The sequence below is a fragment of the Labrys okinawensis genome (assembly GCF_002982075.1).
In the GTDB taxonomy this organism is placed as follows: domain Bacteria; phylum Pseudomonadota; class Alphaproteobacteria; order Rhizobiales; family Labraceae; genus Labrys; species Labrys okinawensis_A.
On the sequence record NZ_PUEJ01000010.1, the window covers coordinates 238484 to 263317 of the forward strand.

At 62.1% G+C, this 24834-nt stretch carries 21 protein-coding genes and 1 tRNA gene; 6 read left to right on the plus strand and 16 right to left on the minus strand.

Annotated elements, in window-relative coordinates; all coding sequences use genetic code 11:
- Positions 1 to 19: 19 nt before the first annotated feature.
- The 12 genes from bamA to proS form a co-directional block, all read right to left on the minus strand.
- Positions 20 to 2242 carry an outer membrane protein assembly factor BamA gene (gene bamA, locus C5L14_RS24430; RefSeq protein WP_105864669.1) on the minus strand — a complete coding sequence of 741 codons (2223 nt, stop codon included), beginning with the start codon at positions 2240 to 2242 and terminating at the stop codon, positions 20 to 22.
- 172 nt (positions 2243 to 2414) lie between these two features.
- Positions 2415 to 3539 (minus strand): M50 family metallopeptidase, encoded by a 1125-nt coding sequence (locus tag C5L14_RS24435; protein WP_105864670.1) that lies wholly within the window; start codon positions 3537 to 3539, stop codon positions 2415 to 2417.
- A 52-nt stretch (positions 3540 to 3591) separates the two neighbouring features.
- The gene (locus C5L14_RS24440; protein WP_105864671.1) at positions 3592 to 4416 is read right to left on the minus strand and encodes a phosphatidate cytidylyltransferase; all 825 of its coding nucleotides are present in this window, start codon (positions 4414 to 4416) and stop codon (positions 3592 to 3594) included.
- Between the two features lie 106 nt (positions 4417 to 4522).
- Positions 4523 to 5293 carry an isoprenyl transferase gene (locus C5L14_RS24445; protein ID WP_105864672.1) on the minus strand — a complete coding sequence of 257 codons (771 nt, stop codon included), beginning with the start codon at positions 5291 to 5293 and terminating at the stop codon, positions 4523 to 4525.
- Between the two features lie 133 nt (positions 5294 to 5426).
- Positions 5427 to 5987, minus strand: coding sequence for a ribosome recycling factor (frr, locus tag C5L14_RS24450; protein ID WP_105864673.1), 561 nt, complete (start codon positions 5985 to 5987; stop codon positions 5427 to 5429).
- A 107-nt stretch (positions 5988 to 6094) separates the two neighbouring features.
- Complete coding sequence (gene pyrH / locus C5L14_RS24455; RefSeq protein ID WP_105864674.1) at positions 6095 to 6811, minus strand: UMP kinase; 717 nt, start codon at positions 6809 to 6811, stop codon at positions 6095 to 6097.
- Positions 6812 to 6928: 117 nt separating this feature from the next.
- Positions 6929 to 7858 carry a translation elongation factor Ts gene (gene tsf, locus C5L14_RS24460; RefSeq protein WP_105864675.1) on the minus strand — a complete coding sequence of 310 codons (930 nt, stop codon included), beginning with the start codon at positions 7856 to 7858 and terminating at the stop codon, positions 6929 to 6931.
- Positions 7859 to 8010: 152 nt separating this feature from the next.
- Entirely contained in the window at positions 8011 to 9021 is a 1011-nt protein-coding gene (locus C5L14_RS24465) for a 30S ribosomal protein S2 (protein WP_105864676.1), read from the minus strand.
- Positions 9022 to 9296: 275 nt separating this feature from the next.
- On the minus strand, positions 9297 to 12764 hold the full coding sequence (gene dnaE, locus C5L14_RS24470; RefSeq protein WP_105864677.1) for a DNA polymerase III subunit alpha: 3468 nt from the start codon (positions 12762 to 12764) through the stop codon (positions 9297 to 9299).
- A gap of 542 nt (positions 12765 to 13306) precedes the next feature.
- Positions 13307 to 14002, minus strand: a complete 696-nt coding sequence (locus C5L14_RS24475; protein ID WP_105864678.1) for an ABC transporter ATP-binding protein — start codon at positions 14000 to 14002, stop codon at positions 13307 to 13309.
- Positions 14003 to 14005: 3 nt separating this feature from the next.
- Complete coding sequence (locus C5L14_RS24480; RefSeq protein WP_105864679.1) at positions 14006 to 15301, minus strand: lipoprotein-releasing ABC transporter permease subunit; 1296 nt, start codon at positions 15299 to 15301, stop codon at positions 14006 to 14008.
- A gap of 269 nt (positions 15302 to 15570) precedes the next feature.
- On the minus strand, positions 15571 to 16890 hold the full coding sequence (gene proS, locus C5L14_RS24485; protein WP_105864680.1) for a proline--tRNA ligase: 1320 nt from the start codon (positions 16888 to 16890) through the stop codon (positions 15571 to 15573).
- Positions 16891 to 17808: 918 nt separating this feature from the next.
- Here proS and cysG point away from each other — a divergent pair.
- Both cysG and C5L14_RS24495 read left to right on the plus strand, forming a co-directional pair.
- The gene (cysG, locus tag C5L14_RS24490) at positions 17809 to 19236 is read left to right on the plus strand and encodes a siroheme synthase CysG (protein ID WP_105864681.1); all 1428 of its coding nucleotides are present in this window, start codon (positions 17809 to 17811) and stop codon (positions 19234 to 19236) included.
- 111 nt (positions 19237 to 19347) lie between these two features.
- Positions 19348 to 19683: a GCG_CRPN prefix-to-repeats domain-containing protein gene (locus C5L14_RS24495; RefSeq protein ID WP_105864682.1), complete on the plus strand. Its 336-nt coding sequence runs from the start codon at positions 19348 to 19350 to the stop codon at positions 19681 to 19683.
- Between the two features lie 130 nt (positions 19684 to 19813).
- Here the strand turns inward: C5L14_RS24495 and C5L14_RS24500 are convergent, their stop codons facing one another.
- Complete coding sequence (locus tag C5L14_RS24500) at positions 19814 to 20200, minus strand: hypothetical protein (RefSeq protein ID WP_181161315.1); 387 nt, start codon at positions 20198 to 20200, stop codon at positions 19814 to 19816.
- Positions 20201 to 20459: 259 nt separating this feature from the next.
- Between C5L14_RS24500 and C5L14_RS24505 the strand changes: the two genes are divergently transcribed.
- Positions 20460 to 20537 (plus strand) — tRNA-Pro (locus C5L14_RS24505).
- Positions 20538 to 20870: 333 nt separating this feature from the next.
- Positions 20871 to 21287, plus strand: coding sequence for a hypothetical protein (locus tag C5L14_RS24510; protein WP_105864683.1), 417 nt, complete (start codon positions 20871 to 20873; stop codon positions 21285 to 21287).
- A 507-nt stretch (positions 21288 to 21794) separates the two neighbouring features.
- On the opposite strand, the gene C5L14_RS24520 is transcribed toward C5L14_RS24510, so the two are convergent.
- Positions 21795 to 21974: a hypothetical protein gene (locus C5L14_RS24520; protein WP_105864684.1), complete on the minus strand. Its 180-nt coding sequence runs from the start codon at positions 21972 to 21974 to the stop codon at positions 21795 to 21797.
- Between the two features lie 240 nt (positions 21975 to 22214).
- Complete coding sequence (locus C5L14_RS24525; protein ID WP_105864685.1) at positions 22215 to 22427, minus strand: cold-shock protein; 213 nt, start codon at positions 22425 to 22427, stop codon at positions 22215 to 22217.
- Between the two features lie 533 nt (positions 22428 to 22960).
- On the opposite strand from C5L14_RS24525, the gene C5L14_RS24530 reads away from it, so the two are divergent.
- Together C5L14_RS24530 and C5L14_RS24535 are read left to right on the plus strand one after the other, a co-directional pair.
- On the plus strand, positions 22961 to 23890 hold the full coding sequence (locus C5L14_RS24530; RefSeq protein WP_105864686.1) for a glycosyltransferase family 2 protein: 930 nt from the start codon (positions 22961 to 22963) through the stop codon (positions 23888 to 23890).
- Complete coding sequence (locus tag C5L14_RS24535) at positions 23874 to 24320, plus strand: GtrA family protein (protein ID WP_105864687.1); 447 nt, start codon at positions 23874 to 23876, stop codon at positions 24318 to 24320. Before C5L14_RS24530 ends, C5L14_RS24535 begins: the two co-directional genes overlap by 17 nt.
- A gap of 84 nt (positions 24321 to 24404) precedes the next feature.
- Here the strand turns inward: C5L14_RS24535 and C5L14_RS24540 are convergent, their stop codons facing one another.
- Positions 24405 to 24824 carry an outer membrane protein assembly factor BamE gene (locus C5L14_RS24540; RefSeq protein ID WP_245443548.1) on the minus strand — a complete coding sequence of 140 codons (420 nt, stop codon included), beginning with the start codon at positions 24822 to 24824 and terminating at the stop codon, positions 24405 to 24407.
- Positions 24825 to 24834 lie beyond the last annotated feature (10 nt).

Below are 24834 nucleotides of genomic sequence, written 5' to 3' on the forward strand. Positions count from 1 at the left end.
AAAACGTCAGGTCAGATCATCAATAGTTGACGATCGTACCGAAGCGGAAGGCCTGCGTATCGTCATGCTTCGCCTTGGTCAGGACATAGGCATAGTCGAAGCGCAACGGGCCGAGCGGGGAGGCCCACAGCAAGCTGGCGCCGACGGAAGAACGGATCTTGTGTTCGTCGACGAGATTGAAAGTCACCTGCGTCGGATCGTCTGGGTTTCCGTATTTCGCGTACTTCTTACCGCCATAGCCGAATACCGTTCCGGCATCCGCAAAGACAGCGCCACGCAGGCCCACTTCACGCGGCAGTCCGAAGATCGGGAACTGCAGTTCCACCGTACCGCCGAAATAGGTGGTGCCGCCCAGCCCGTTGCCCTTCGAGCCGCCAGCGATATCACGCGGACCAATACCGCCCGGGGCAAAGCCGCGTACCAGATCGGGTCCGGGGCTATATTGATCGACGATCGCCAGTTTGTCCTTGCCGAAGCCGTGCATATAGCCGCCTTGGCCGCGGACCATCAAAGTGAGGTCGTCAGTCAACGAGTAGTAGTAGCGACCATCGATCGACTGCTTGATAAACTTGGCATCCCCACCAAGGCCGGCGACATCCTGCTTGAACTGGACATATATGCCAGAACTGGGCTGCTTAAGATCATCGAGCGTATTGTAAGTCAGCGTATAGCCGGCCATTGAGACCAGGCGACGTCCTTCACGAGCCAATTCCTTGATCGCCACGGAAGCTTCGCCATCATCGAATTTATCATTCGTGTAACGAGTATCCGGAATCGTCACCTTCTCCGAATAGATCGTGTAGTTCACACCAACCGTGAAGTTCTCGGTGATCGGGAAGGCAGCGCGCAGCGTACCGCCGGTGGTCTGGTCCTTGTAGTAGCTGTAGTCGCTGTCATCGGTGGTCTTGGAGAAGATGTCGAAGCCTGCAGCGATGCGCTGCCCGAGGAAATAGGGCTCAGTGAAGGACAGGCTGTAGCCCTGCGTGCGCTGGCCATACTGCACCGAGGCCTTCACATACTGGCCACGGCCGAGGAAGTTGCGCTCGGTGAGCGAAACTTCGCCGAGGAAGCCGTCCGAGGTGGAATAGCCGCCGCCCAGCGAGAATTCGCCGGTGGACTGGTCTTCGACATCGACGTTGACGATCACGCGATCGGGCTCCGAGCCCGGCTCGTTGGTGACGCGGATGTTCTTGAAGTAGCCCAGGTTGCGCAGGCGACGGGTCGCACGCTCGATCAGGGCCTTGTTGTAGGGGTCGCCTTCGCCGATATCGAATTCGCGGCGGATCACATAGTCACGCGTGCGGGTGTTGCCGCGGATGTTGATGCGCTCGATATAGACCTTCGCGCCCTCTTCCACGACATAGTTGACGCTGATGACGTTGCCGCCGGCATCGCGCACCGCGCGAGGACGGACCTGGGCAAAGGGATGGCCGGAAGCGGCCAGCTTGACCGTCATGTCCTCGACGGTCTTGTCGACGTCCTCGCCGCGATAGGTCCAGTTGTTCCAGGATTGGACATCACCCTCGAGATCGGCGGGATTAACGTCGGAAATGCTGGATTCGACCTGCGAGGGCCCGAATTTGTAGTACTGGCCCTCGTCGACCGTGACAGTCAGGACATAGGCATCCTGCTTCTCGTTCAGCGATGGCACGATCGAGACGACGCGGAAATCGGGATAGCCATGGTTGACGTAGAACTGGCGCAGGCGCTCCTCATCGCCGGCGAGGCGATCCGGATCATAGGTATCCGTGGTGCGCAGCCAGCCCAGATAGCCGCTCTCGACAGTGGCCATCTGCCGCTTCAGGCGCCAGGCTGAGAAATTGTTGTTGCCGACGAAGTTGATCGACTCGATACCGACCTTCGAGCCTTCAGCCACGGTGAAAACGAGGTCGACACGATTGTTCGGCAGGGGGACTTCACGGTAGGTGATCTGCACCGTCGAGCGGCCGGTCCGGTTATAGGCCTCGCGCATGCGATCGATATCGGCGTTGAGGGTGGCCTGGTTCACCGGGCTGCCGGGCTTGGTCTCCATGATCGAAGACAGCTGATCCGCCGTGACTTTCTTATTCTTCTCGAACACGATGCGGTTGACGATCGGCGCCGAGCGCGACGCGACATGCTTCCTCGGAGCGGCTTCAGCCGTGCCCACCAAAGGAGATGCCACGAAGGCCCCGAACAACGACGGAACCGCGACGGCCGCGAGGGCAACGCCCAGCTTCAACTTGTACATTGCTGTTGCCATCGGGTCTAAATCCCACTCTTTTTACCAAACCAAGTCGAGTTCAACGCCAAACCTCACCAGCCCGCATTGCGCTCATTGGAAATGCTTCTACAGGGTTTCCGGACACATGCAAACCGACCCCCGGCCGCCACCCGTCCTTTTTTGGGAGACCGTTGCGAATCCGCCACGCCCCTCAGCCACCCGACAATTGCTGTGACAGATCATGGCCCAACACCAAAACGGTGATTGTAATTATCAACATGAGCCCGATGCCGAAGGACAACTCCTGCGCGCGCGCTCCTACCGGCCTGCCCCGGATCGCCTCGATGGCGTAGAAGACTAGATGACCGCCATCTAGAACCGGTATCGGCAACAGATTGATGAAGCCGACGGAAATCGACAGTCCCGCCGTCAGCAGGATCAGGCCGGCAAACCCGATGGTTTCAGTGATCGTCTTGGAAGCTACCGCAATGCCGACAATGCCGGTCACCTGCTTGGGATCGCCGCGCCCGGCAAAAAGATCGTAGATAAATTTCGCTGATGCACCAATACCTTGGCCGGTTTCCTTGGTGCCCTGCCACAGGGCAGAGACAGGATCCAGGCGCGACATGCCGCCAGGGCCGATACCGATGATCGCTCGCGAAACGGTCTTGCCATCCGGCGTGGAGAACGTCCGCGTTTCCGGCGTGACGCTGACGTCGAAACTCTCCTGCCCCCGCTGGATGGTAAGCTTCACGGGGCGTCCCGGCTCGGCCGAAATCAGATCGGGGAGCTGGTCGAACAGGGTGACCTTGGTGCCGTTGACCTCGACGATCCGGTCACCCTTGCGCAGGCCGGCTTTCGCTGCCGGTCCGTCAGCCTTGATCGGCCCGATAATGGCGTCAGAATTCGGGTAACCATAAATCGAGAATGCGGCCGCGAAGACGAAAGCTGCCAGGATGAAATTGGCCAAAGGACCGGCCGCGACGATGGCGATGCGCTGCCAGACCGGTTTGTGAAACAGGCTGACCGCCCGCTCCTCCGGCGTCATCAGCTGGTTGCGCTCCTCGTCGGGCAGAGAAGCGGCATTGGCGTCGCCGAAGAAGCGCACATAGCCGCCGAGGGGAATTGCCGCGATGCGCCAATGGGTCCCGTGCCGGTCGTCATAGCCGAACAATTCCGGCCCGAAACCGATCGAGAAGGTCACGACCTTCACGCCGCACCAGCGCCCGACCAGAAAATGCCCAAGCTCGTGAAAGAAGATCAGGATGGAGATGATCACGATGAACGGCACGAAGCCGAGCGCACCGAGACCGAAACTATCCAGAAGACCCATCATCCGTTCCCCTCACGCACCGGAAAGCCAGGCCAGGCCGGCCCTGCCTGTGGCACTACCACACTATGAAGCCCTGGGCCGGATGCAGGCCGGCATGCACGAGCCCGATCAGCAAGGCGGCCAATGCCGCCGCCAGGAAGCCGTCGAGCCTGTCCATGACGCCGCCATGACCCGGGATCAGATGGCTCGCATCCTTGGCATCAAAACGACGCTTCAAGGCGGATTCAAGGAGATCACCGCCTTGGGAGATCGCCGCCAGTGCCGCGCCTACGGGAACCAACAGGAAGGAACCGCCAACCACGCCAGCAGCCAGAGCGGCGAACAGTGTGCCGCCGATGAAACCCGACCAGGTCTTCTTCGGGCTGACCCTCGGCCAGAGCTTGGGCCCTCCCAGAGTGCGGCCGGTAAAATAGGCCATTACATCCGAGCCCCAGACAATGGCGAACAGCACGAAAATGGCGCGCATGCCATGAGGCTCGTCCAATCTAAGTGCGATAACCGGCAGGACCACGCAAGCCGCATAGGGTAGAGCGGCCGCGGCCAGCAAGGGCTGCGGCATCCCGCGAACCCGGGCCAGGCAACCCATCGCCGCCGTCCCGCCGACAACTGTCAGCAAGGCAGCGCTCCCCTGCCCGCTCAGGACGAGCAGGGTCGATACCGCAAGCAGGCAGACCCCAAGCGCGGCGGCCGGCCCGTCGCGTCGGCCGGCGGCGATCAGGAACAGCCATTCGCACAAAACGGCGGCGGCGGCGAGAAACCAGAACAATGCGAAAAGGGGACCGCCCCACCAGGCCGTGGCCAGCGCCAGCCCGGCCATCACCAGGGCCGAAGCGATGCGGATGGAAAGATCGGACCAATTGGCCCTGGACGCATCCGCCATGTCAGAGACCGTGGGCGGATGATCCCGCCCCCCGCAACCGGCTGGCCGGTCCTCGGCACAAAACTGCTCTCACATCATCCCCCACATGCACGCCGACAACACGGTCCTACCCGGAATTGGCCTGACGGGGCGGATCGGTCTCGCCGAGCCCACCGAAACGACGATCACGTGCGTGATATTCGGCCAGCGCGGTCTCCAGGGCACGCCGATCGAAATCCGGCCAGAGCAAGGGAATGAAGACGAACTCGGCATAGGCCGCCTGCCAAAGCAGGAAATTGGAAAGTCTCTGTTCGCCCGAGGTCCGGATTACCAGATCCGGGTCCGGAATATCATGCGTGTGAAGATTGGCGGCGACGGCTTCGGCCGTGATGTCCTGCGGCTTGAGCGTCCCTTCGGCAACCTTCTGGGCGAGGCGACGAGCCGCGGCGACGATCTCCTGCCGAGCGCCATAATTGAACGCCACCACGAGTGTCAGCCCGGTATTGGCCGCGGTGAGATTCTCGACCTCACTCAGGAGTTCGGCAAGCTCGGCGTCGAGCCCTTCCCGCTCGCCGATGATGCGCACCCGCACATTGTTGGCATGCAGGTCCGCCAAGTCGTTGCGCACGAAGCGCTTCACCAATCCCATGAGATAGTCGACTTCGGTGCGGGGCCTCGACCAGTTCTCTGAGGAGAAGGAATAGAGCGTGAGATAGCGTATGCCCAGTTCCGCGGCGGCGCGGACGGTCCGCCTGAGTGCTTCGACGCCCCGGCGATGCCCTTCGAAACGGGGCATCAGGCGCTTGGAAGCCCAGCGACCATTGCCATCCATGATAATGGCGACATGAGCCGGCGGGGCCGCCACGGTTGCATCGTCGATTTCGTCCCTGCCAAACATTGGTGCCTCGAAGCTTCTCCGCCGAACCGGCTGGCACGAATTCTATCGAACGATCATCGGATAGACAGTGGATAATTGGTATCGAATTGGGGAAGTAGAATAGTCCTTGCGGATAATCTGCAGCCCTCTTCCGTCACACCTGCATGATTTCCTTCTCCTTGGAGGCGAGCGTCTTATCGATTTCGGCGATCATCGCATCGGTCGCCTTCTGCACCTGGTCGGCCAGACGCTTTTCTTCGTCCTCGCCGATCGCGCCGTCCTTTTCCGTCTTTTTCAGGATATCCAGGCCGTCTCGACGGACATGCCGCACCGCCACGCGCGCCGATTCTGCGTATTTATGCGCGACCTTGACCAGTTCCTTGCGGCGATCCTGCGTCATCTCGGGAATACGCAGCCGGATCACCTGTCCTTCGGTCTGGGGATTGAGACCGAGATTGGAGTTCATGATCGCCTTCTCTACGGCGCCGACCATACCGCGATCCCAGACCTGCACGCTGATCAGGCGCGGCTCCGGAACCGAAATGGTGGCGACCTGGGACAGCTGCATACTGGCGCCATAGGCATCGACATGCACAGGTTCGAGCAGCGAAGAAGAGGCCCGGCCGGTACGCAACCCGCCCAGTTCGTGTTTCAGCGCGTTCAGGGCGCCTTCCATGCGGCGCTTGACCTCGGCGATATCGAATGACGCAGTCATGTTCCTGCCCTCGAATTTCTGTACTGGAAACGGCGAAAGCGTTTCTAGAAAACGCTTCAAAACAAAGAACCAGAACGTTTTCCGATCCAGTTGGATCAAAAAACGTCCTATGGAGTGACCAGGGTGCAACGTCCTTCCCCGCGCAGCACGGCCGCCAGGGATCCGGGTTGTTGAATCGAAAAAACAATTATCGGCAAGCGTGCCTCGCGGGCAAGCGCAAACGCCGCCGTATCCATGATCTTGAGGTCCTTGCGGATGACCTCGTCATGGGTGATGTGATCATAGCGGGTCGCAGCCGGGTCTTTCTTGGGATCGGCGGAATAGATGCCATCGACCTGCGTGCCCTTCATCAGGACATTGCATTCCAGTTCTGCTGCACGCAAGGCGCCGCCGGTATCGGTGGTGAAGAAGGGATTGCCGGTGCCGCCAGCCAGCAGCACGACGCGATCCTTGGCGAGGTGCTCCATCGCCTGCTGGCGCGTATAGGTCTCGACCACCGAGGGCATGGCGACGCCCGACATGGCGCGGGCGGACTGGCCGAGCGAGGCGAGCTGGGCTTCGAGCGCGATGACGTTCATCGCGGTGGCGAGCATGCCCATCGAGTCCGCCGCGGGCCGCGACAAGCCCATGCCTGCGATCTGGGAGCCGCGGAAGATGTTGCCGCCGCCCACCACCACGGCGACTTCCACGCCAAGCTTGACCGCCTCGATGACATCCTCGGCGATGCGGCGCACCGTGGCCCGGTCGATGCCGAAGGCCTCGCCTCCCATCAGGGCCTCGCCGGAAAGCTTCACCAGGACGCGTTTATAGGGAAGTACCGCCATGATTGCTCTCCGATTCGCTGGCCACTTATACAACAGGCGGCCCTAAGCCGCCTGTTGTCGATCTCGATCATCCACATGGCCGAAATACGGCCAGCGGCAACTCCTGGAACAGGAGCCTCAGGCGGCGTGGCCCGCCTGAGCGGCAACCTCGGCCGCAAAGTCGCTTTCCTGCTTCTCGATGCCCTCGCCCAGAGCGTAGCGGATGAAGCCAGCCACCTTGATCGGGCCGCCAGCCGCCCCTTCGCTCTCCTTGATGGCCTGGCCGACCGACTTGGAGGGATCGAAGATGAAGGGCTGCTCCAGCAGGGTCACTTCCTTGAAGTAGGTCTTGATGCCGCTCTCGACGATCTTGGCGATCGCAGCTTCCGGCTTGCCCTGCTCGCGATATTTCTCGGCGAGAATGGTCTTCTCACGCTCGACGGTCGCGGCATCGACACCGGCGGCATCGACGGCAACGGGATTCGAGGAAGCGACATGCATGGCGATCTGACGACCGAGCTCAGCCAGCTTCTCGGCATTGCCGGCGGATTCGAGCGCAACGATCACGCCGATGCGGCCCTTGTTGGCGACGACCGGGTTGTGAACATAGGTCGCCAGTGCGCCCTGCCCGACCGAGACGATCTTGGCGCGGCGCAGCGACATGTTTTCGCCGATCTTGGCGACCGTCGCGGAGATCTTCTCCTCGACCGTGCCGCCACCCGGGAAGGCAGCCGCCTTCAGGGCCTCGACATCCTCGCCGGTGTTCAGGGCGACTTCGGCAATGCCGGAGACCAGATCCTGGAACTCGGGGTTGCGGGCCACGAAGTCCGTCTCGGAATTGACCTCGACGGCGACGCCCTTGTTGCCTTCGACCAGCAGGGCGACGAGCCCTTCGGCGGCGACACGACCGGCCTTCTTGGCGGCCTTTGATAGGCCCTTCTTGCGCAGCCAGTCAACAGCGGCTTCCAGATCGCCGGCGGTCTCGGTGAGCGCTGCCTTGCAATCCATCATGCCCGCGCCGGTCTGTTCGCGCAGCTCTTTCACCATGGCGGCGGTAATGTTCGACATCGCAGGATACCTCTTTGGGAAACCGGAACAGGTCCGGTGATGGGAAGCGGCCCGGCGCTTACCACTCCAACATCACAATTGGAAGGCAAGCTACCGGGCCGTATTCAGGGATAGATAGGGAGCCTGCAACGAAATTGCAGGCCTTGGATGTATCAGGCGCCGGCAACCAGATTGCGGGCCAGTTCCACCCAGCCGTCGCGATCGATACGGCCGTTGAGCTTGAGCTCGGCATCGACCTTGGCAACGTCTTCCGGGGTCATGGCAGCAACCTGCCAATAATGCCAGATGCCACCCTCGTTGAGCTTCTTCTCGAGCTGCGGGCCGACGCCGGTCAGCTTGGTCAGGTCGTCGGGAGCGCCGCGCGGAGCAGCCAGGAGCTCGAAGAACTCGCCCGAAGCAGCCTCTTCCGAAGCCGGCAGTTCTTCGACCAGCGGAGCCTCCTCGGCACCGATGTCGATACCCAGCTCGCCATGTGCGCGGGAGATACCGTCAAGAGCGGCGCGGGCAACCAGATCGCAATAGAGCGACAGGGCGCGGCCGGCATCGTCATTGGCCGGAATCGGGAAGGTGATGCCATCCGGATCGGAATTCGAATCGAGAACGGCGGCCACCGGGATGTTGAGCCGGCGGGCTTCCTTGATCGCGATGTCTTCCTTGTTGGTATCGATGATGAAGATCAGGTCGGGGGTGCCGCCCATATCCTTGATACCGCCGAGGGCGCGCTCGAGCTTGTCGCGCTCGCGGGTAAGGTCGAGACGCTCCTTCTTGGTGTAGCCCTGCTGGGCGCCACCGGAAAGCAGCTCGTCGAGCTTGCGCAGGCGCTGGATCGAGTTGGAGATGGTCTTCCAGTTGGTCAGCGTGCCGCCGAGCCAACGCGAATTGACATAGTACTGGGCCGAACGGCGGGCCGCATCGGCAACCGCGTCCTGGGCCTGGCGCTTGGTGCCGACGAACAGCACGCGGCCGCCACGGGCAACCGTGTCCGACACCGCCTGCAGGGCGCGATGGAGAGCGGGAACCGTCTGGGCGAGGTCGATGATGTGGATGCCGTTACGCACGCCGAAGAGATAAGGCCCCATCTTGGGGTTCCAGCGGTGCGACTGATGGCCGAAATGGGCTCCAGCCTCGAGCAGCTGGCGCATGGAAAAATCTGGCAGTGCCATAGAGTTGTAACTCCGGTTTGATAAGGCCTCCGCGGACATCTACCGTGCCTGCCTTGCCGCGCCATTGCGGACAAAACAAAACACGGCACCGGAGCGGCAGGGCCGCTTCGTCCGCGTGTGGAATGGCGCGCTCTATAAGGGGGCGCGGGCGATTAGGCAAGCCCCGAGGCGGGAAGAATTCGAAATGGAGGATCGGTCTCCGGCTCGGCTCCCTTCTTCCGCGGTGAGCGTGACGCTTCCAGGAGGTCGATCCGGAGACCGGCCCTCCACGCGGCCTACATCTGCGTAACGGTCGCCACGCCCGGAATCGCCTTGATCGCGCCGGCAATCTGTGGCGTCACCAGGAACTTGCCGGGCAGTTTCAACTCGACCTCACGCATGCCGCCTTCAAGCTGCAGAATCAGGAAGACCTCTCCCTCTCCGCGCTGGCCCAGCCGCTTGGCGACGGATTCGAGCGCCTGCTCGCCTTGCAGGAAGACCTTGATGCCGCGTTGGGTCTTGGCGGTGGCGTTATCGAGTTTTTCCGCCGTCACGATACGGATGCGGACATCGTCGCCTTCATGAGCCGCCTGCACGCCGAGCAGCACGGCCGTGCCCGGCTCGAGCAGGTCACGATATTGCGCCAGGCCTTCCGAGAACAGCACGGCCTCGAACTGCCCCGAGGCATCGGAAAGCATGATCACGCCCATCTTGGAACCGGTTCGGGTCTTGCGCTCGGAGCGTGACAGCACCGTCGCCGCCAGGCGCCCCGCCGTGGCTCCCTGCTTCACCTTCTGGGTGAACTGCGCCCAGGAAGGCACCTGCAGGCGCTCTAGGGCGGTGGCATAGGCATCCAGAGGATGGCCCGAAAGGAAAAAACCGATCGCGTCGAATTCGCGCTGCAGACGGTCGGCGGGTTCCCAGGGCTCGACGACCGTCCCCTTGAGCGGTTCCGGGGTCGACGCGGAACCGAACATATCGGCCTGTCCGTCGCTCTTTTCGGCGTGGGAGCGCTGCGCCTGCGCCATGATGGCATCGATGGAGGCGGTGACGCGTGCCCGGTCACGGTCGAATTCGTCGAAGGCCCCAGCCGCCGCCAGGTTTTCGAGAATGCGCTTGTTGATGGCCTTGGGATCGATGCGCCGGGCGAAATCGCCGAGATCGAAGAAGGGCTGGTCTCCGCGGATCTCGATCAGGCGCTCCATCGCCGCCAGACCGACGCCCTTGACCGCGCCGAGCGCATAGCGGATCGCGCCGTCATGGACCTCGAAGTCCGGTCCCGAACGGTTGATGGAGGGAGGCTCGACCTTGATGCCGAGCCGCCGCGCCTCCAGACGGAATTCGGCGAGCTTGTCGGTGTTCGACATATCCAGCGACATCGAGGCCGCCATGAACTCGACCGGATAATTGGCCTTGAGATAGGCGGTCTGGTAGGAAACCAGCGCGTAGGCGGCCGCATGGCTCTTGTTGAAGCCGTAATCGGCGAATTTGGCTAGGTAATCGAAAATCTCGTCGGCCTTGGCCTTCTGAATGCCCCGCTCGACGGCTCCCTCCACGAAACGCACGCGTTGGGCGTCCATCTCCGCCTTGATCTTCTTGCCCATGGCGCGGCGCAGCATATCGGCCTCGCCCAGCGTATAGCCGGAGAGGATCTGTGCGATCTGCATCACCTGTTCCTGGTAGATGATGACGCCATAGGTCTCTTCCAGGGCCGGCTTGAGCTGGTCGAGCATGTAGTCCGGCTCTTCCAGCCCCTTCTTGCGCGCGTTGTAGACGGGGATGTTGGCCATCGGGCCCGGGCGGTAAAGCGCCACCAGCGCGATGATGTCCTCGAAACGGTCGGCGTTCATGTCGAGCAACGCCTTGCGCATGCCCGCACTTTCCACCTGGAACACACCAACCGTCTCGCCACGGCCGAGCATCTCATAGCTCTTCTTGTCGTCGAGCGGCAGGGCGGCAAGATCGAGCGTGATGCCGCGCTGCTTGAGGAACATCAAAGCGCGCTCAAGCACGGTGAGTGTCTTGAGACCGAGGAAGTCGAACTTCACCAGCCCCGCCTGCTCTACCCATTTCATGTTGAACTGGGTCGCCGGCATCGGCATCGAGGTCTTGGGATCGTGATAGAGCGGCACCAGCTCCACCAGCGGACGATCCCCGATCACCACGCCGGCGGCGTGGGTCGAGGCGTGGCGATAGAGCCCTTCCAGCTTCTGGGCAATGCTGAGCAAACGCTCGACGGTCGGATCGTCCTTGGCCGATTCGCGCAGCTTCGGTTCATCCTCGATCGCCTTGGCCAGAGTGACCGGATTGGCCGGGTTCTGCGGCACCAGCTTGCACAGCTTGTCGACCTGGCCATATCCCATCTCCAGCGTGCGCCCGACGTCGCGTAGCACGCCGCGCGCCTGCAAGGAGCCGAAGGTGATGATCTGGGCGACGCGATCCTCGCCGTATTTCTCCTGCACATAGCGGATGACCTCGTCGCGCCGCTCCTGGCAGAAATCGATGTCGAAGTCCGGCATCGAGATACGTTCGGGATTGAGGAAGCGCTCGAACAGCAGGCTGAAGCGCAGCGGATCGAGATCGGTGATGGTGAGGGCATAGGCCACCAGCGAACCCGCGCCGGATCCGCGCCCCGGCCCGACCGGGATCCCCTTTGCCTTGGCGTGCTTGATGAAGTCCGACACGATCAGGAAGTAGCCGGGGAACTTCATGCGCTCGATGATCGAAAGCTCGAATTCGAGCCGTTTGGCGTAGCTGTCTTCGCTATGGCCGGGAGCCGGCCCATGCGCGGCAAGCCTGGCCCTGAGGCCTTCTTCGGCTTGGCGGCGCAATTCGACGGCCTCGTCGACGGGCGCGCCCGTTTCGTCGAGGCCCGTGGAAAAGCGCGGCAAGATCGGCTTCCGCGTGCGCACGCGGAAGGCACAGCGTCTGGCGATCTCAACTGTATTCTCAATGGCTTCTGGAATATCCTTGAACAAGGATATCATTTCCGCCCGGCTCTTGAAGTAATGGTTCGGCGTCATTCGCCGCCGGTCCGTATCGGCGAGAATGCGGCCTTCGGCGATGGCGAGCAGCGCATCATGCGGTTCGCTGTCGGCACGCGCGGCGAAATAGACTTCATTGGTCGCCACCAGCGGCACGTCGGCGGCGTAGGCAAGCTCCAGAAGCGGCGCTTCGACCTGCTGCTCCTCTGCGCTGTCGTGGCGCTGTACCTCGACATAGAGACGATCGGCGAACATCGCCTGCAAGCGCTGCAGCCGGGTACGCGCAAGGTCGTCGAGCCCCTCGCGCAAGGCCATGTCCAACGGACCGGCGGGACCGCCGGTCAGCGCGATCAACCCCTCCTGGAACTCGGCCAGGCGCCCGATCGAGACATGGGCCTCCTCGCCGCTGGCAGGGTCCATGTAGCAATGGGAGGACAAGGCCATCAGATGGCGGTAGCCCACTTCGCTCTGGGCCAGCAGGATCATGCGCGGCAAACGCCGCTGATGCAGGGGCCGGCGATCTGAAGCATCCTCGCGGTCGGCAAAATTGAGCGCCAGCGAGATGCCCATGATAGGCTGGATGCCGCTGCCCGCGAGCTTTTCGGAAAACTCCAGAGCCCCGAACAGATTGTTGGTATCCGTCAACGCAAGGGCCGGCATGCCGTCGGCCTTGGCGAGATCGGCGAGCTTGGGGACCTTCATAGCCCCCTCGAGCAGGGAATAAGCCGAGCGGACGTTCAAATGCACGAAGCCCGGACCGTTCACCTTACTCTCCGCCATGACACCTCCGCTCTGCGCTGGCGGGCGGCGCGACTCGCCACCTGCCCTTCTCCATGGTCTATGGCAATCCGGCCGGCCGCCAAAGCTGACTCTGCGCCCGGACCGCCGATGGCCACACCAGCGTCACATCCCGGCCATCTCCCCTTGTTGAGAGCCTGTGGACAAGTGTGGACAAATCTGGCTTAAACACCGCTCAGGAAGCTCGTCCACATGGCGAGCATGACCAGGAACAGGCTCATCGAAGCGATGGCGGCGAAATCTTCGGCGAAACGCGTAAGCATGATGTTCTCCTCTCTTCGATAGAGACATCTTGTTCACGTTTTGTTCCGAGTCAAGCGCAGCGTCGCCGAACCGCCATCTTATGTCTCTCTTATGTTCCGCCGGCACGACGCAGGCGACCTCTGCCCGGAAAGCAGAGGGTCTGCATTTCCCATATCGATCAAGGACTTGGGGAAAACCAAAGCCATGCCCGGCTTTGGTCTCTGCGGCGTTTACCATAGTATGAAGCAGCCCCCGGGCGCCGGGGCATGGTGCCACAATCGTCAGTCGAGCTCGACGATGTGACCGTCGCGCAGGGTCACGCGGCGATCCATGCGCGCCGCCAGATCGAGATTGTGGGTGGCGATCAGAGCCGCCAAGCCTGACGCTCGCACCAGCGCGGTCAGCGTCCCGAAAACGTGATCCGAGGTGCCCGGGTCGAGATTGCCGGTCGGCTCATCGGCCAGGATAAGATGTGGCGCATTGGCGACCGCACGGGCGATGGCGACGCGCTGTTGCTCGCCGCCCGACAATTCGTTCGGCCGATGGCCGAAGCGCTGGCCGAGGCCAAGGAAGGTCAGCAGTTCTTCGCCCCGCTGGCGCGCCTCGCGGCGTGACAGGCCGCGGATCATCTGCGGCAGGATCACATTTTCCAGCGCCGAGAACTCCGGCTGGAGATGATGGAACTGGTAGACGAAGCCAATCGAATTGCGGCGCAGGCGGGTGCGGCCCGCATCGTTCAACTCGGCGGTCGAATAGCCGGAGATCAGCACGTCTCCGCCGTCCGGCCGCTCGAGCAGGCCGGCTGTATGGAGCAATGTCGACTTGCCCGCCCCTGAGGGCGCGATCAATGCCACCGACTGCCCCGGCATCACTGCGAGGTCTATGCCACGCAGAATGCGCAGTTCCGTTGGGCCCTGCTGGTAGCTGCGTTCGACCCCTCGCAGTTCGAGGGCCGGAACTTCACCCGACATGCTCATGGCTCAACCTCCCCTCAACGCTTCGACCGGGTCGAGCTTGGCCGCCCGCCAGGCGGGGTAGAGCGTGGCCAGGAAGCACAGGATCAAGGTGGTCACCACCACCACTGTCACTTCCGTCGGATCCGTCTTGGCAGGCAGGCGCGAGAGGAAATAGATCTCGGACGCGAACAATTGCGTATTGGACAGCCAGGAAATGAACTCCTGGATGTTCTCGATATAGCGGCACACCAACAGCCCGAGCAGCAGGCCGAATATGGTGCCGAGCAGGCCGATCGCCATGCCGGTGATGAAGAAGATGCGCAGCATCGCTCCGCGTGTCGCGCCCATGGTGCGCATGATGGCGATGTCGGTCTGCTTGGACTGCACCAGCATCACCATGCTCGAGACCACGCCCAGTGCGGCCATGATCACCAGGATCAGCAGGATCATGAACATCACGTTGCGCTCGACCTGGAGCGCCGTGAAGAAAGCCGAATTGCGCTGGCGCCAATCGACGATCGAGACCGGCCGCCCGGCCCCCGCCTTGATCGCCTCGCTCTCCGACTGCACATGATCGGGGTTCTCGATATAAACCTCGATCGCCGTCGCATCGCCGTCACGGTTGAAATAGGCCTGCGATTCCTGCAGCGGCATGATCACGAAGCCGCTGTCGATATCGGACATACCGACCTCGAAGGTAGCGACCACCGGATAGACTTTCATGCGCGGCGTGGTGCCGAAGGCGGTCTGGTCTCCCTTCGGCGAGATCAGGGTGATGCCATCGCCGATCTGCAAGCCCAGCGAGGATGCAAGCCGGGCACCGATCACCACGCCCTGCCCCTGGTCGAAATTGTCCAGCGTGCCGTCCTTGATGTTGTTGGCAAGCCCCGGCAGGCGCTTGAGATCCTCGAGCTTCATGCCGCGCACCAAGGCTCCGCTCGCCGAGAAGGGCGAAGACACCAGCACCTGTCCTTCCACGAAGGGGACAGCCAGGGTCACGCCGGGCACCTTGGCGATGCGACTGGTGACCGCGTCGTAATCGGTCAGGGGCGTCTCATAGGGAGAGACGACGATATGGCCATTGAAGCCGAGGATCTTGGACTGCAGTTCCACCCGAAAGCCGTTCATCACCGACATCACGATGATAAGGGCGGCGACGCCAATGAGGAAGCTTAGAAAGGACAGGACGGCGATCAGCGAGGCCACGCCGCCCTTGCGATGCGGCATCAGATAGCGCAACGCCACCATCCACTCGAAGGCGGAGAAAGGCGGCGTTCCGGTCGGTTCCGACGATGTCGTGGCTGAAGCAGACGCGTTCATGGCATTCCAGGTGGGGCGCGAGGCCCCTTACTCCGCGAGAATCGCGGCGTTTGCACGGCAAAAATTCAGCGATGCCCAGCTTTGCCACGGCTTTTTGACGCTCCAACCGAGGCACCTTCGACGAAGCGACACAGCGCCTTCTTTAATTAGTCCCTATAATTCAAATAGATACGAGAAATTCCTGATCAATTACAAAAATGCCGCGAGCGCAAGCCCGCGGCATCGATGATATTCCCTTCCCCGGCCGAGGTGGGGCCAGGCCAGTCGAGTCACCCCACCAGCACGAGCGCATCCGATGGCGTCAGCAACTGGCGTTCGCCGGTGCGGCGGTTCTTCACTTCGACCTTGCCCTCCGCCAAGCTCTTGGGACCGACGATGATCTGCCAGGGCAGGCCGATCAGATCCATCTTGGCGAATTTGCCGCCAGGCCTTTCATCGGTGTCGTCGAGCAGCACGTCGATTCCCTTGGCGCCAAGCTGGAGATAGAGATCGCCGCAGGCCGCATCCACCGCACTGTCGCCCGGCTTGAGGTTGATCAGGCCGACCTTGAACGGCGCGATCGCTTCAGGCCAGATGATGCCGGCTTCGTCATGGCTGGCCTCGATGGCCGCGCCGGCGACACGGGTCGGACCGATGCCGTAGGAGCCGCCGTGCACGGGAATGAGGGAACCGTCCGGCCCGGCCACGAGGGCCTTCATCGGCGTGGAATATTTCGTGCCGAAATAGAAGATATGCCCGACCTCGATACCGCGCGCCGAAACCTGCTTGTCGGCCGGCAGGGCGTCGAAGGCCGCCTTGTCGTGCTTCTCCTCGGTTGCCGCATAGAGCGAGGTCCACTGGTCGACGACCGCTTGCAGCCCGGCCTTGTCGTCGAAATCCGTGCCAGCCGAAGGCGGCGCCATCGACAGATAGTCGCGATGGCAGAACACTTCGCTCTCGCCCGTCGACGCCAGGATGATGAATTCATGGCTGAGATTGCCGCCGATCGGGCCGGTATCGGCCACCATCGGAATGGCCGTCAGGCCAAGCCGCGCGAAGGTGCGCAGATAGGCCACGAACATCTTGTTGTAGGAATGCTGCGCGCCGGCCTGGTCGAGATCGAAGGAATAGGCGTCCTTCATCAGGAACTCCCGGCCGCGCATCAGGCCGAAGCGGGGGCGGATCTCGTCCCGGAACTTCCACTGGATATGGTAGAGGTTGAGCGGCAAGTCCTTGTAGCTGCGTACATAGGCACGGAAGATCTCGGTGATCATCTCCTCATTGGTCGGCCCATAGAGCATCTCCCGCTCCTGGCGATCCTTGATGCGCAACATCTCCTTGCCGTAGTCGTCATAGCGCCCGCTTTCGCGCCATAGATCGGCCGATTGGACGGTCGGCATCAGCAGCTCGATGGCGCCAGCGCGATTCTGCTCTTCGCGAATGATCGCATTGATCTTGTTCACCACGCGCAGGCCAAGCGGCAGCAATGCATAGATTCCAGCCGCTTCCTGACGGATCATGCCCGCGCGCAGCATCAGACGATGGGAAACAATTTCTGCTTCCTTCGGCGTCTCACGCAGAATAGGCAGGAAATAACGGCTCAAACGCATAGGACAGACCTTCTCCAAACTGCCGGCGAACCTTAGCTGCGCCGGGTAACACATGTGGCGAAATCGCGATTCAGGATAAAAAGGCGCGCCTGATCGAAACCGCCGCACGCCTGTCCGGCAAATCGCTTGCGATCGCCAGTTCGTGGCAGCTTGACCCGATCCCTCGCAAAAACACAAGGGTAGGACCGCCAAAACCGCTATTATTTGGCAATTTATGGGCTCCGCGCGGCAAGCGTGATGAGACCTGCCGGCTCATCACCTTGCGCATGAACGGCGCAGCCTAGCGAAACGACGCGCACAAATTTTAAGCAAAGATATTAATTTTGTGCCGATTGCTGCACAAAGACGTGACAAGCAAAAAAACTTCGTCTAGCGTCCCTCCCGTCAACGACAGGGCATCCGAGCTCAGCGATGAGTAGAAGGAAGTCAGGGTCCAAGTCTTGGGAGGAAGCCCGCAGGCGCCGCCGGTGAATGAACCGTTGTCGAGCAGCCGTCCTGGCACTTCAAACAGCACAAAGATGCGTGAAGGAAGTCTCAGGAAGATGGGTTAGGACGAGGTCTAGAATGAGGCGAGGCTCGCGAGAGCCTCGCCTTTTTTCGCTGATGTTTGCGTAACGGCATGTTGCATCATGCGGGCTCGTCATGACAATGGCATGACAATGTCGGATCGGCTGAACCTGCGTCGCAATGGCGACAGCGTCGCCGGTTGGAATCGGGTTTTCCCGTAGCAATTCCTGCGGCGCGGACCGCGGACTCGCCCGGAAGGACCCTGCCGCATCCCAACGCCGCTTCGCATTGTCTGCCCGACCGATTTACTTTAGCCTCTGCTGGCTGTGTGACGTGCGGCAAAACTGAGGCGAAGGCCGGCAGTTATCGGCGCCTCCCAGACCTGTATTGAGCACGTTGAGCCTGTGATCGATGAGCCGTAATCCTGTCTCGCAACCCGCGCGCATCGCGCCGCTGGCGGTATTGCCGGTATTCTATCGCCTGACCGGCAAACCCGTACTGGTCATCGGCGCGACCCAGGCCGCTTTGTGGAAGGCCGAGCTTCTGGCCTCGACCGGCGCCGAAGTCCGCATCGCGGCGCCTGTGGCGAGCGACGCCCTGGCGCAATTATGCGCCCGAGAGGACGTGGCTGTCCGCCACCTCGCCCGCTCCTGGCATGAGGCCGATCTCGACGGCATCACCCTGGTCGTCGCCGATGTCGAAGACGACGAGCAGGCCGCCCATCTTGCCGCCGCCACACGCCGGGCCGGAACGCCGGTGAACATCGTCGACCGGCCGGCCTTCTGCGATTTTCAGTTCGGCGCGGTGGTGAACCGCTCGCCCCTGGTGGTGGGCATCTCGACCGACGGCGCCGTTCCCGTCTTCGCGCAGGCGATCCGCAGCCGAATCGAGATGCTGCTGCCGACGGGCTTCCAGAAATGGGCGGAGGCCGCGCGCAACTGGCGCCCTCTGGTGCAGGCGCGGGACCTCTCCCTTCAGGCCCGCAGAGCGATCTGGGAGCGTTTCGTCAATGCTGCCTTCCGCCACCCCGATCGCGTGCCGGGCGAAACCGAACGCGCCGGCCTTGTGACCGCGATCGAGCAGCAGGAAAGAAACCCGGCCGAGGGCAGCGTCGCCCTTGTCGGCGCAGGCCCGGGAGATCCCGAACTGCTGACCTTGAAGGCGGTACGTGCCCTGCAGTCGGCAGACGTCATCCTGCATGACGACCTCGTCTCGCAGGAAGTGCTCGACTTCGCGCGCCGCGAGGCCGAGCGCATCATCACCGGCAAACGTGGACATCGCCCGTCCTGCAAGCAGGACGACATCAACGCGCTCATGGTTTCACTGGCCCGCGACGGCAAGCGCGTGGTGCGACTGAAAGGTGGCGACCCCCTGATATTCGGACGGGCCGGCGAGGAAATCGCCGCCTGTCGCGCGGCCGGCGTCGCCGTCGAGGTCATTCCCGGCATCACAGCGGCTTCCGGAGCTGCCGCGAGCCTGGAGGTCTCCCTTACCCATCGAGACCATGCCAGGCGCCTGCAATACATCACCGCCCATGCCAAGAACGGCAAGCTGCCGGACGATCTCGATTGGAAGGCACTGGCCGACCCTGCCGCCACCACCGCCATCTATATGGGCAAGCTTGTCGTCGCCGAGGTCGCCACGCGCCTGCTCGAAGCCGGCATGGCCGCCGATACGCCGGCCGTCATCGTGGAATATGCCACCCATGCCCGCGAGCGCCGCTTCCACACCACGGTCGGCGAAATGGCCGCTGTTTTTACCGCCAACCAGCTGGACGGCCCATGCATCATCCTGTTCGGGCAGGCCATGTCCGAGGCAAGGCCGGATGGAGCAAGCTGAACGGCTGCCTTCTGCGCGGTACAGCTTCCGTTAAGGAAAGATTTGCGACCATCGCGCCATGGTGGATTGCAGATTCGCGCCCGCCGGGCGCCTGAACGACAGGAGTTTTTCATGAAGAAATTGATTCTCGCGGCCGCCCTGGCCACGATCGGTTTTGCCGGCCTTTCCACCGGCGCCTCGGCCATGCCCGCCGTTCCGGCCATCGGCGCAGATGCCGGCATTGCCGAGACCGTAGCCTATGGTTGCGGGCGGGGCTATGTCCCCAATCGCTGGGGGCGCTGCGTGCCCAACCGCCCTGCTCCCGGCTACCGTCCCGGCCGCTTCTTTCCGGCCACTCCCGGTTATCGCCGCGGGCCGGTGCCGGCCAATCGCAGCGGCTACGGCCGGCCCTGCCCTCCCGGCACGCGTCTGGGCCCGCGCGGCGGCTATTGCCACCCCGTCTACTGATCGGCACGAGGTTTCACCGCCTCACCAAGCCGGCAAGGACGATCCTTGCCGGTCTTTTGCTGTCGCCGGGGACGTTCGCCTCAAAGGCCAGCACCTGCATATTTTCGCGGTTTGGCCAGTCGAACCGGGATCACCAGTCCGACACGCAGCGGCCGTACAGACCCGGATACCTGCCGGGCGGGCAGCGGCGCGGAAGGGCCCAATAGCGCGGGCCGTCGTAATAGCCAGGCCCGTCGAAGTAGCCCGGACTGTCGTAATAATAGCGACGCACATAATATCTCGGTGCCTCGGCATACCCGTCGTCGTAACGCGGTCCCCGATAGCCCCGGCTGTTGGGGACACAGCGTCCATAGCTGCGGTAGTAATTGCGCGGGCAGCCATCCGCCACCGTTTGCAGCAGTGGATTTTCTGCGCCGGCTGCAGGCGCCAATGGCATGGCTGAAGCAGGCGCCGCAGCAAGGCCTGCTGAAGCAAGGCCCATGGCCGCAGCACAGGCAGCAATAACCCATTGTCTCATCACACGCTCCTCGAGCCAATCCAGCGCGGTATAACGCCGAGCAGGAAACGTTCGTTCCACGCAGCGGCGATCCCCCCTTCCAGTGTATGGCGGCAACCGGGGCATTCATAGACAGGCGGGAATTCTTCCTCATATTTCTGGTTCGGCGCACCTCGCCTGCCCGCCCCGTGCATTTCGTGTCTCTCATATGACGAGAAACTGAAATCGGGGCTTGCGCATCAGAGCGAAAAACCCTATTCAGCCCACGCTCAATGAGCGTCGGAGCGTAGCGCAGCCCGGTTAGCGCACTAGTCTGGGGGACTAGGGGTCGGAGGTTCAAATCCTCTCGCTCCGACCATTTTTCTGAACATTTTGACTGCCAGCCAGCCCTTCTTCGCCGGGAGCGGAGAAGCGCCGGTTCGCACCGTCCGCATTTTCGTCAGCAAAGCGGCCAAGCCTGTCAGGTTCCCGGTGTTGAAAGTCATTGCGCTGGATTTCATCTGCTTGAGCATCTCAATGCCGTGGATACATACCAGCGCAGCCAGACGGTTCTGATGGATTCCTTCGACGTCTGATCTTGATATTTGTCCGGCAGCTTCGATCTCGCCGATAAGAACAAAAAGAGAACAAAATGCTGGACAGTCGCTCTCTCGGCGCATAAGGTCCTGCACTCAAACCGAAGGTAATCGACATGCTTGACGGTTATTTCGATGGCACGCGCATGCAGGCTGCCCGGCCCGAGGAAGTCGCGGAGATCGCCCGACTGGTCGAGAAGGCAGGCGGCAGCGGCGCGGCCCTGCTGATGCTCTACCGTTATGTTCGCCAGGCCCAGACCTCGCTGATCAACCGCGACAGGCTGATCGAGGAATTGAAGCGCCAATCCGACCGGCTCGAAGACGAAGATCTTCACGAAAGAGTGGATGGCGATGTCCGGGGCGTGTCGATCGAGTGGATCGTCAGCCGCGAGTTGAAGCGGACCGATGGCAATGCCGTTACGGCATTGCGCCGGGCCATTCGGCGCAATGTCCGGCTGGACGACGAACTGGACCGTCTGGCCGGCCTGCTGGAGGCGGCAGGCAATCCTCTCCGCCTTTCCGGCAAGCCATGAGCGCGAGCGCGGCGACTTCGGAGTCTTTCCTGCGTCGCGGTGCCGAGCTTGCACGGCTCGGCGTCGACGAGACGATCGCCGCTTGCGGAGGTGATGCACGTGCCGCCGTTGGGGCCTTGGTCGAGACGATCGCTCACCTCCGGGCCGCACTCGCCGAGCGGGAGGATATCATCACGACGCTGGCAGCCCGCGTGTCCCGCGGCTACACGCGCGGTCTTGACGGCGGGAAGCCGCCCCATCCGAGTGATAACGCGCTTTGCAAGCCGGGGAAGGAAGAACGCGAGTCGCCGCATGCCGCCTGTGAGCCCAATCGAGGATGAGAGCCTGCAGGCGATTCTTTACAAAAACACGTAGGGCCGCCGCTTCCATACGGCGCGAATGTCACCAACACGGCAATGATACCGTCCGCCAGGTTTGCGTCGCGATCATCTAGTCATACCAAGACCAAGCCTGTCCGGCCCGCCCGATGGCGGGAATCGCGGTGACGGCACCACAATGCGCCGGCGTTCAGCACCAGACGATGTCGCAGCCGATCTTCGGATCAAGGCTATGCTTGCCGGGAGCGGCGGTCTGTCTCGCCTGCATCGCGGTCTTAGCCGGCGAACGCCAATCAATCACCGTATCGATAATCAAAATTGCGATCACCAGGACAACCAGAAAACCCGTGATCATTTCACTCAGATCCATGACGAACCTCCATCGGCCGGCTTTAATCCGGCCATGAGGGACTCAGCCCTTGGCTTGAACGTCCGAATTCTGCGCTTGTTCCTACTATCCTTCAAGTTTAAATCGCCGTCGACCGCCGAAACTCAGCGCCATCTTGCGGCGCACACATGTTGCTGCATCGCAAACAAAAGAAAAGCCGGCTGCTGGCGCGCCGGCTTTTCCTGAAAATCTGACGGTATACCGAAAGACTCTGCGGTTCGCTTAGGCCGCGGCCTTGAGCTGGTCAGCGGCCAACTTGCCCGAGCGCCGATCCTGGACCAGTTCATAGCTGATCTTCTGGCCTTCGCGCAGCTCATACAGGCCGGCCCGTTCAACCGCGCTGATGTGGACGAACACGTCCTTGGAGCCATCGTCGGGCTGAATGAAACCGTAGCCCTTCTGGGCGTTGAACCACTTTACGGTACCTGTGCTCATCGTGAGCTATTCCTTCAACGTAGTGAGAGCCAAAGCCCGCAACGAAGCGGACCCAGCGAGTGTCGAATTTTGGTGAGATCTCGTCAGCACGCATCCAATGACGCGAGGCCAAGTCGTTCGGCCGAAAATCGATGGTGACAGGCTGCCCGATTGAATCCGGGCGGTCAAGACAAACCTGCGACAAAATGTACGTTTTTGCTATCTGCGCCGCTTTCTTGAAACGCCAATAACAATATAGTGCCAATTCAATCGGAATCTTCCGAGCAGAACATCGAAGCGGCAGTTCCGCAGCACATGCCTGATCCTATTCTTACGGATTCACTACGCTTCAAATCACTTTCCTGCCGCATAATCCTCTGACATTTCGCTGGAAGAGCATTCAAACGGATTCACCGGGGGGCGCTGAGGCCATATCCTTACTCCGGCCGGCATGAGCAAATGGCCTTAACCATGACACAGGCCGGTTGGCGCCTCAGTCCGGCTTGCGGCTATAAGGACCGGAGCGGGAAGACAGGCGAAGGACCGAAGAAACGATGGAGGGGACGGAGCCGGCGATTGCGATTTTGGTGCCCTGCTACAATGAGGCGGCGGCCATCCAGGCCGTGATCCAGGGGTTTCGCACGCAGTTGCCGTCAGCCGCCATCTATGTCTACGACAACAATTCCACCGACGATACTGCACGCCTGGCGAAGGAAGCCGGTGCCGTGGTGCGTCGCGAGGCCCGCCAGGGCAAGGGACACGTGATCCGCCGCATGTTCGCGGATATCGAAGCCGACATCTACATCATGGTCGACGGCGACAATACCTATGATCCGAGCAGCGCTCCGGCCCTGGTCGCGGCCCTGCGCGCCGGGCCTCTCGATCTCGTCAACGGCGTGAGGGTGGCCGATGGCGAGACAGCCTATCGTCCCGGACACCGTTTCGGCAACCGGATGCTCACCCGCCTGGTGACCCGCTTTTTTGGCTCATCCTCGCGTGACATGCTGTCGGGCTACAAGGCGATGTCCCGGCGCTTCGTCAAGACGTTCCCCGCCCTTTCGACCGGCTTCGAGATCGAAACCGAACTGCTCGTGCATGCCCTCGAAATGTCGCTTCCGCTCGGAGAGATCGAAACCTTCTACCGGGAGCGACCGGCAGGCTCACAGAGCAAGCTGCGCACCGTGCAGGACGGCATGCGCATCCTCAAGCTCATCGCCAAGCTGGTGAAAGAAGAACGGCCACTGCTCTTCTTCAGCCTGGTGGCCGGTATCCTCGCCTTGCTGTCGCTCGCCGCCGCTACCCCCGTCGTGCTGGAATATCTCGAACTCGGCTCGGTCAAGCGCCTGCCCACGGCCGTGCTCGCCACCGGCCTGATGCTCTCGGCCATCATCGCCTTCTTTTCCGGCATGATCCTGGATACGGTCACGCGCGGGCGAAGGGAGCTCAAGCGGCTGCATTATTTGCGTTATGCCCCTGTCCGCTGACCCCTCCTCGGGCTGGTCCGTGCGCCGGCGGCTATGCTGCTTTGCCCTGGCCGGTTTCGTCGGCTTCGCCTTCGACGCCGGCATCCTGACTCTCCTGGCCAATTTCGGTCTCGATGCACGCCTCGCGCGCCTGGCTTCCTTTGCCTGCGCCATGGTGGTGACCTGGCTGATCAACCGCTCGCTGACCTTCGGCGACCGCGCCGGCACCAACATCGCGGCCGAGTTCCTGCGCTATCTGTCCGCCAGTGCGCTGTCCGCTCTGGTCAATCTCGGCGCCTTCATGGCGCTGGTCACTCTGGGCGGGCCTTTCGCACGCTGGCCCGTGCTGGCGGTGGGAATTGCCGTCGCACTGTCGATGACCCTGAATTTCTGGAGCTATTTCAAGATGGTCTTCACGCCGGAGACCCGGGAGCCGGGCGGAACGCCCTAAGGCCGGCGCCCCCATCGAACCTCACCCGACTGAGGCAAAGAAGCACCCGGGACCCAGGCGCTTCCTGCTTTGCCGCCGAACCTTTTATCGGCCGAAGCCCGGAATACCGGCGGTCATGCCACGTGCGAGCTGCGTGACGAAATTGAGGTCGCCGCCGGCCGTCGGCGTCGTACGGGTGATCGAATCGAACACGACGCCGTCCTTCAGGCCGTAATTGGCGACGCGCGACACCCGGCCATTGGTGAAGTAGACGGCCAATACGTTGCGGTCGGTCACGTGCGGAGACAGAAAGGCCACAGGGCGGGACGTGGTCTGGGAGACATAGTACCAGGCCTGGCCGTCGAGCGTGGATTGGGTCGAAGGCGTGCCGAGCGCCTCGAGCACCTGGGCCTGGGACGTACCGGGCTTGATTGCCGACAAGGTACTCTCGGTCACCACGATGCCGTGCACATTGGTCTCGCCGATCGAGCCGCAGCTTTGCAACAGCCCTGCCAGGGAGATCACGACAGCGGCC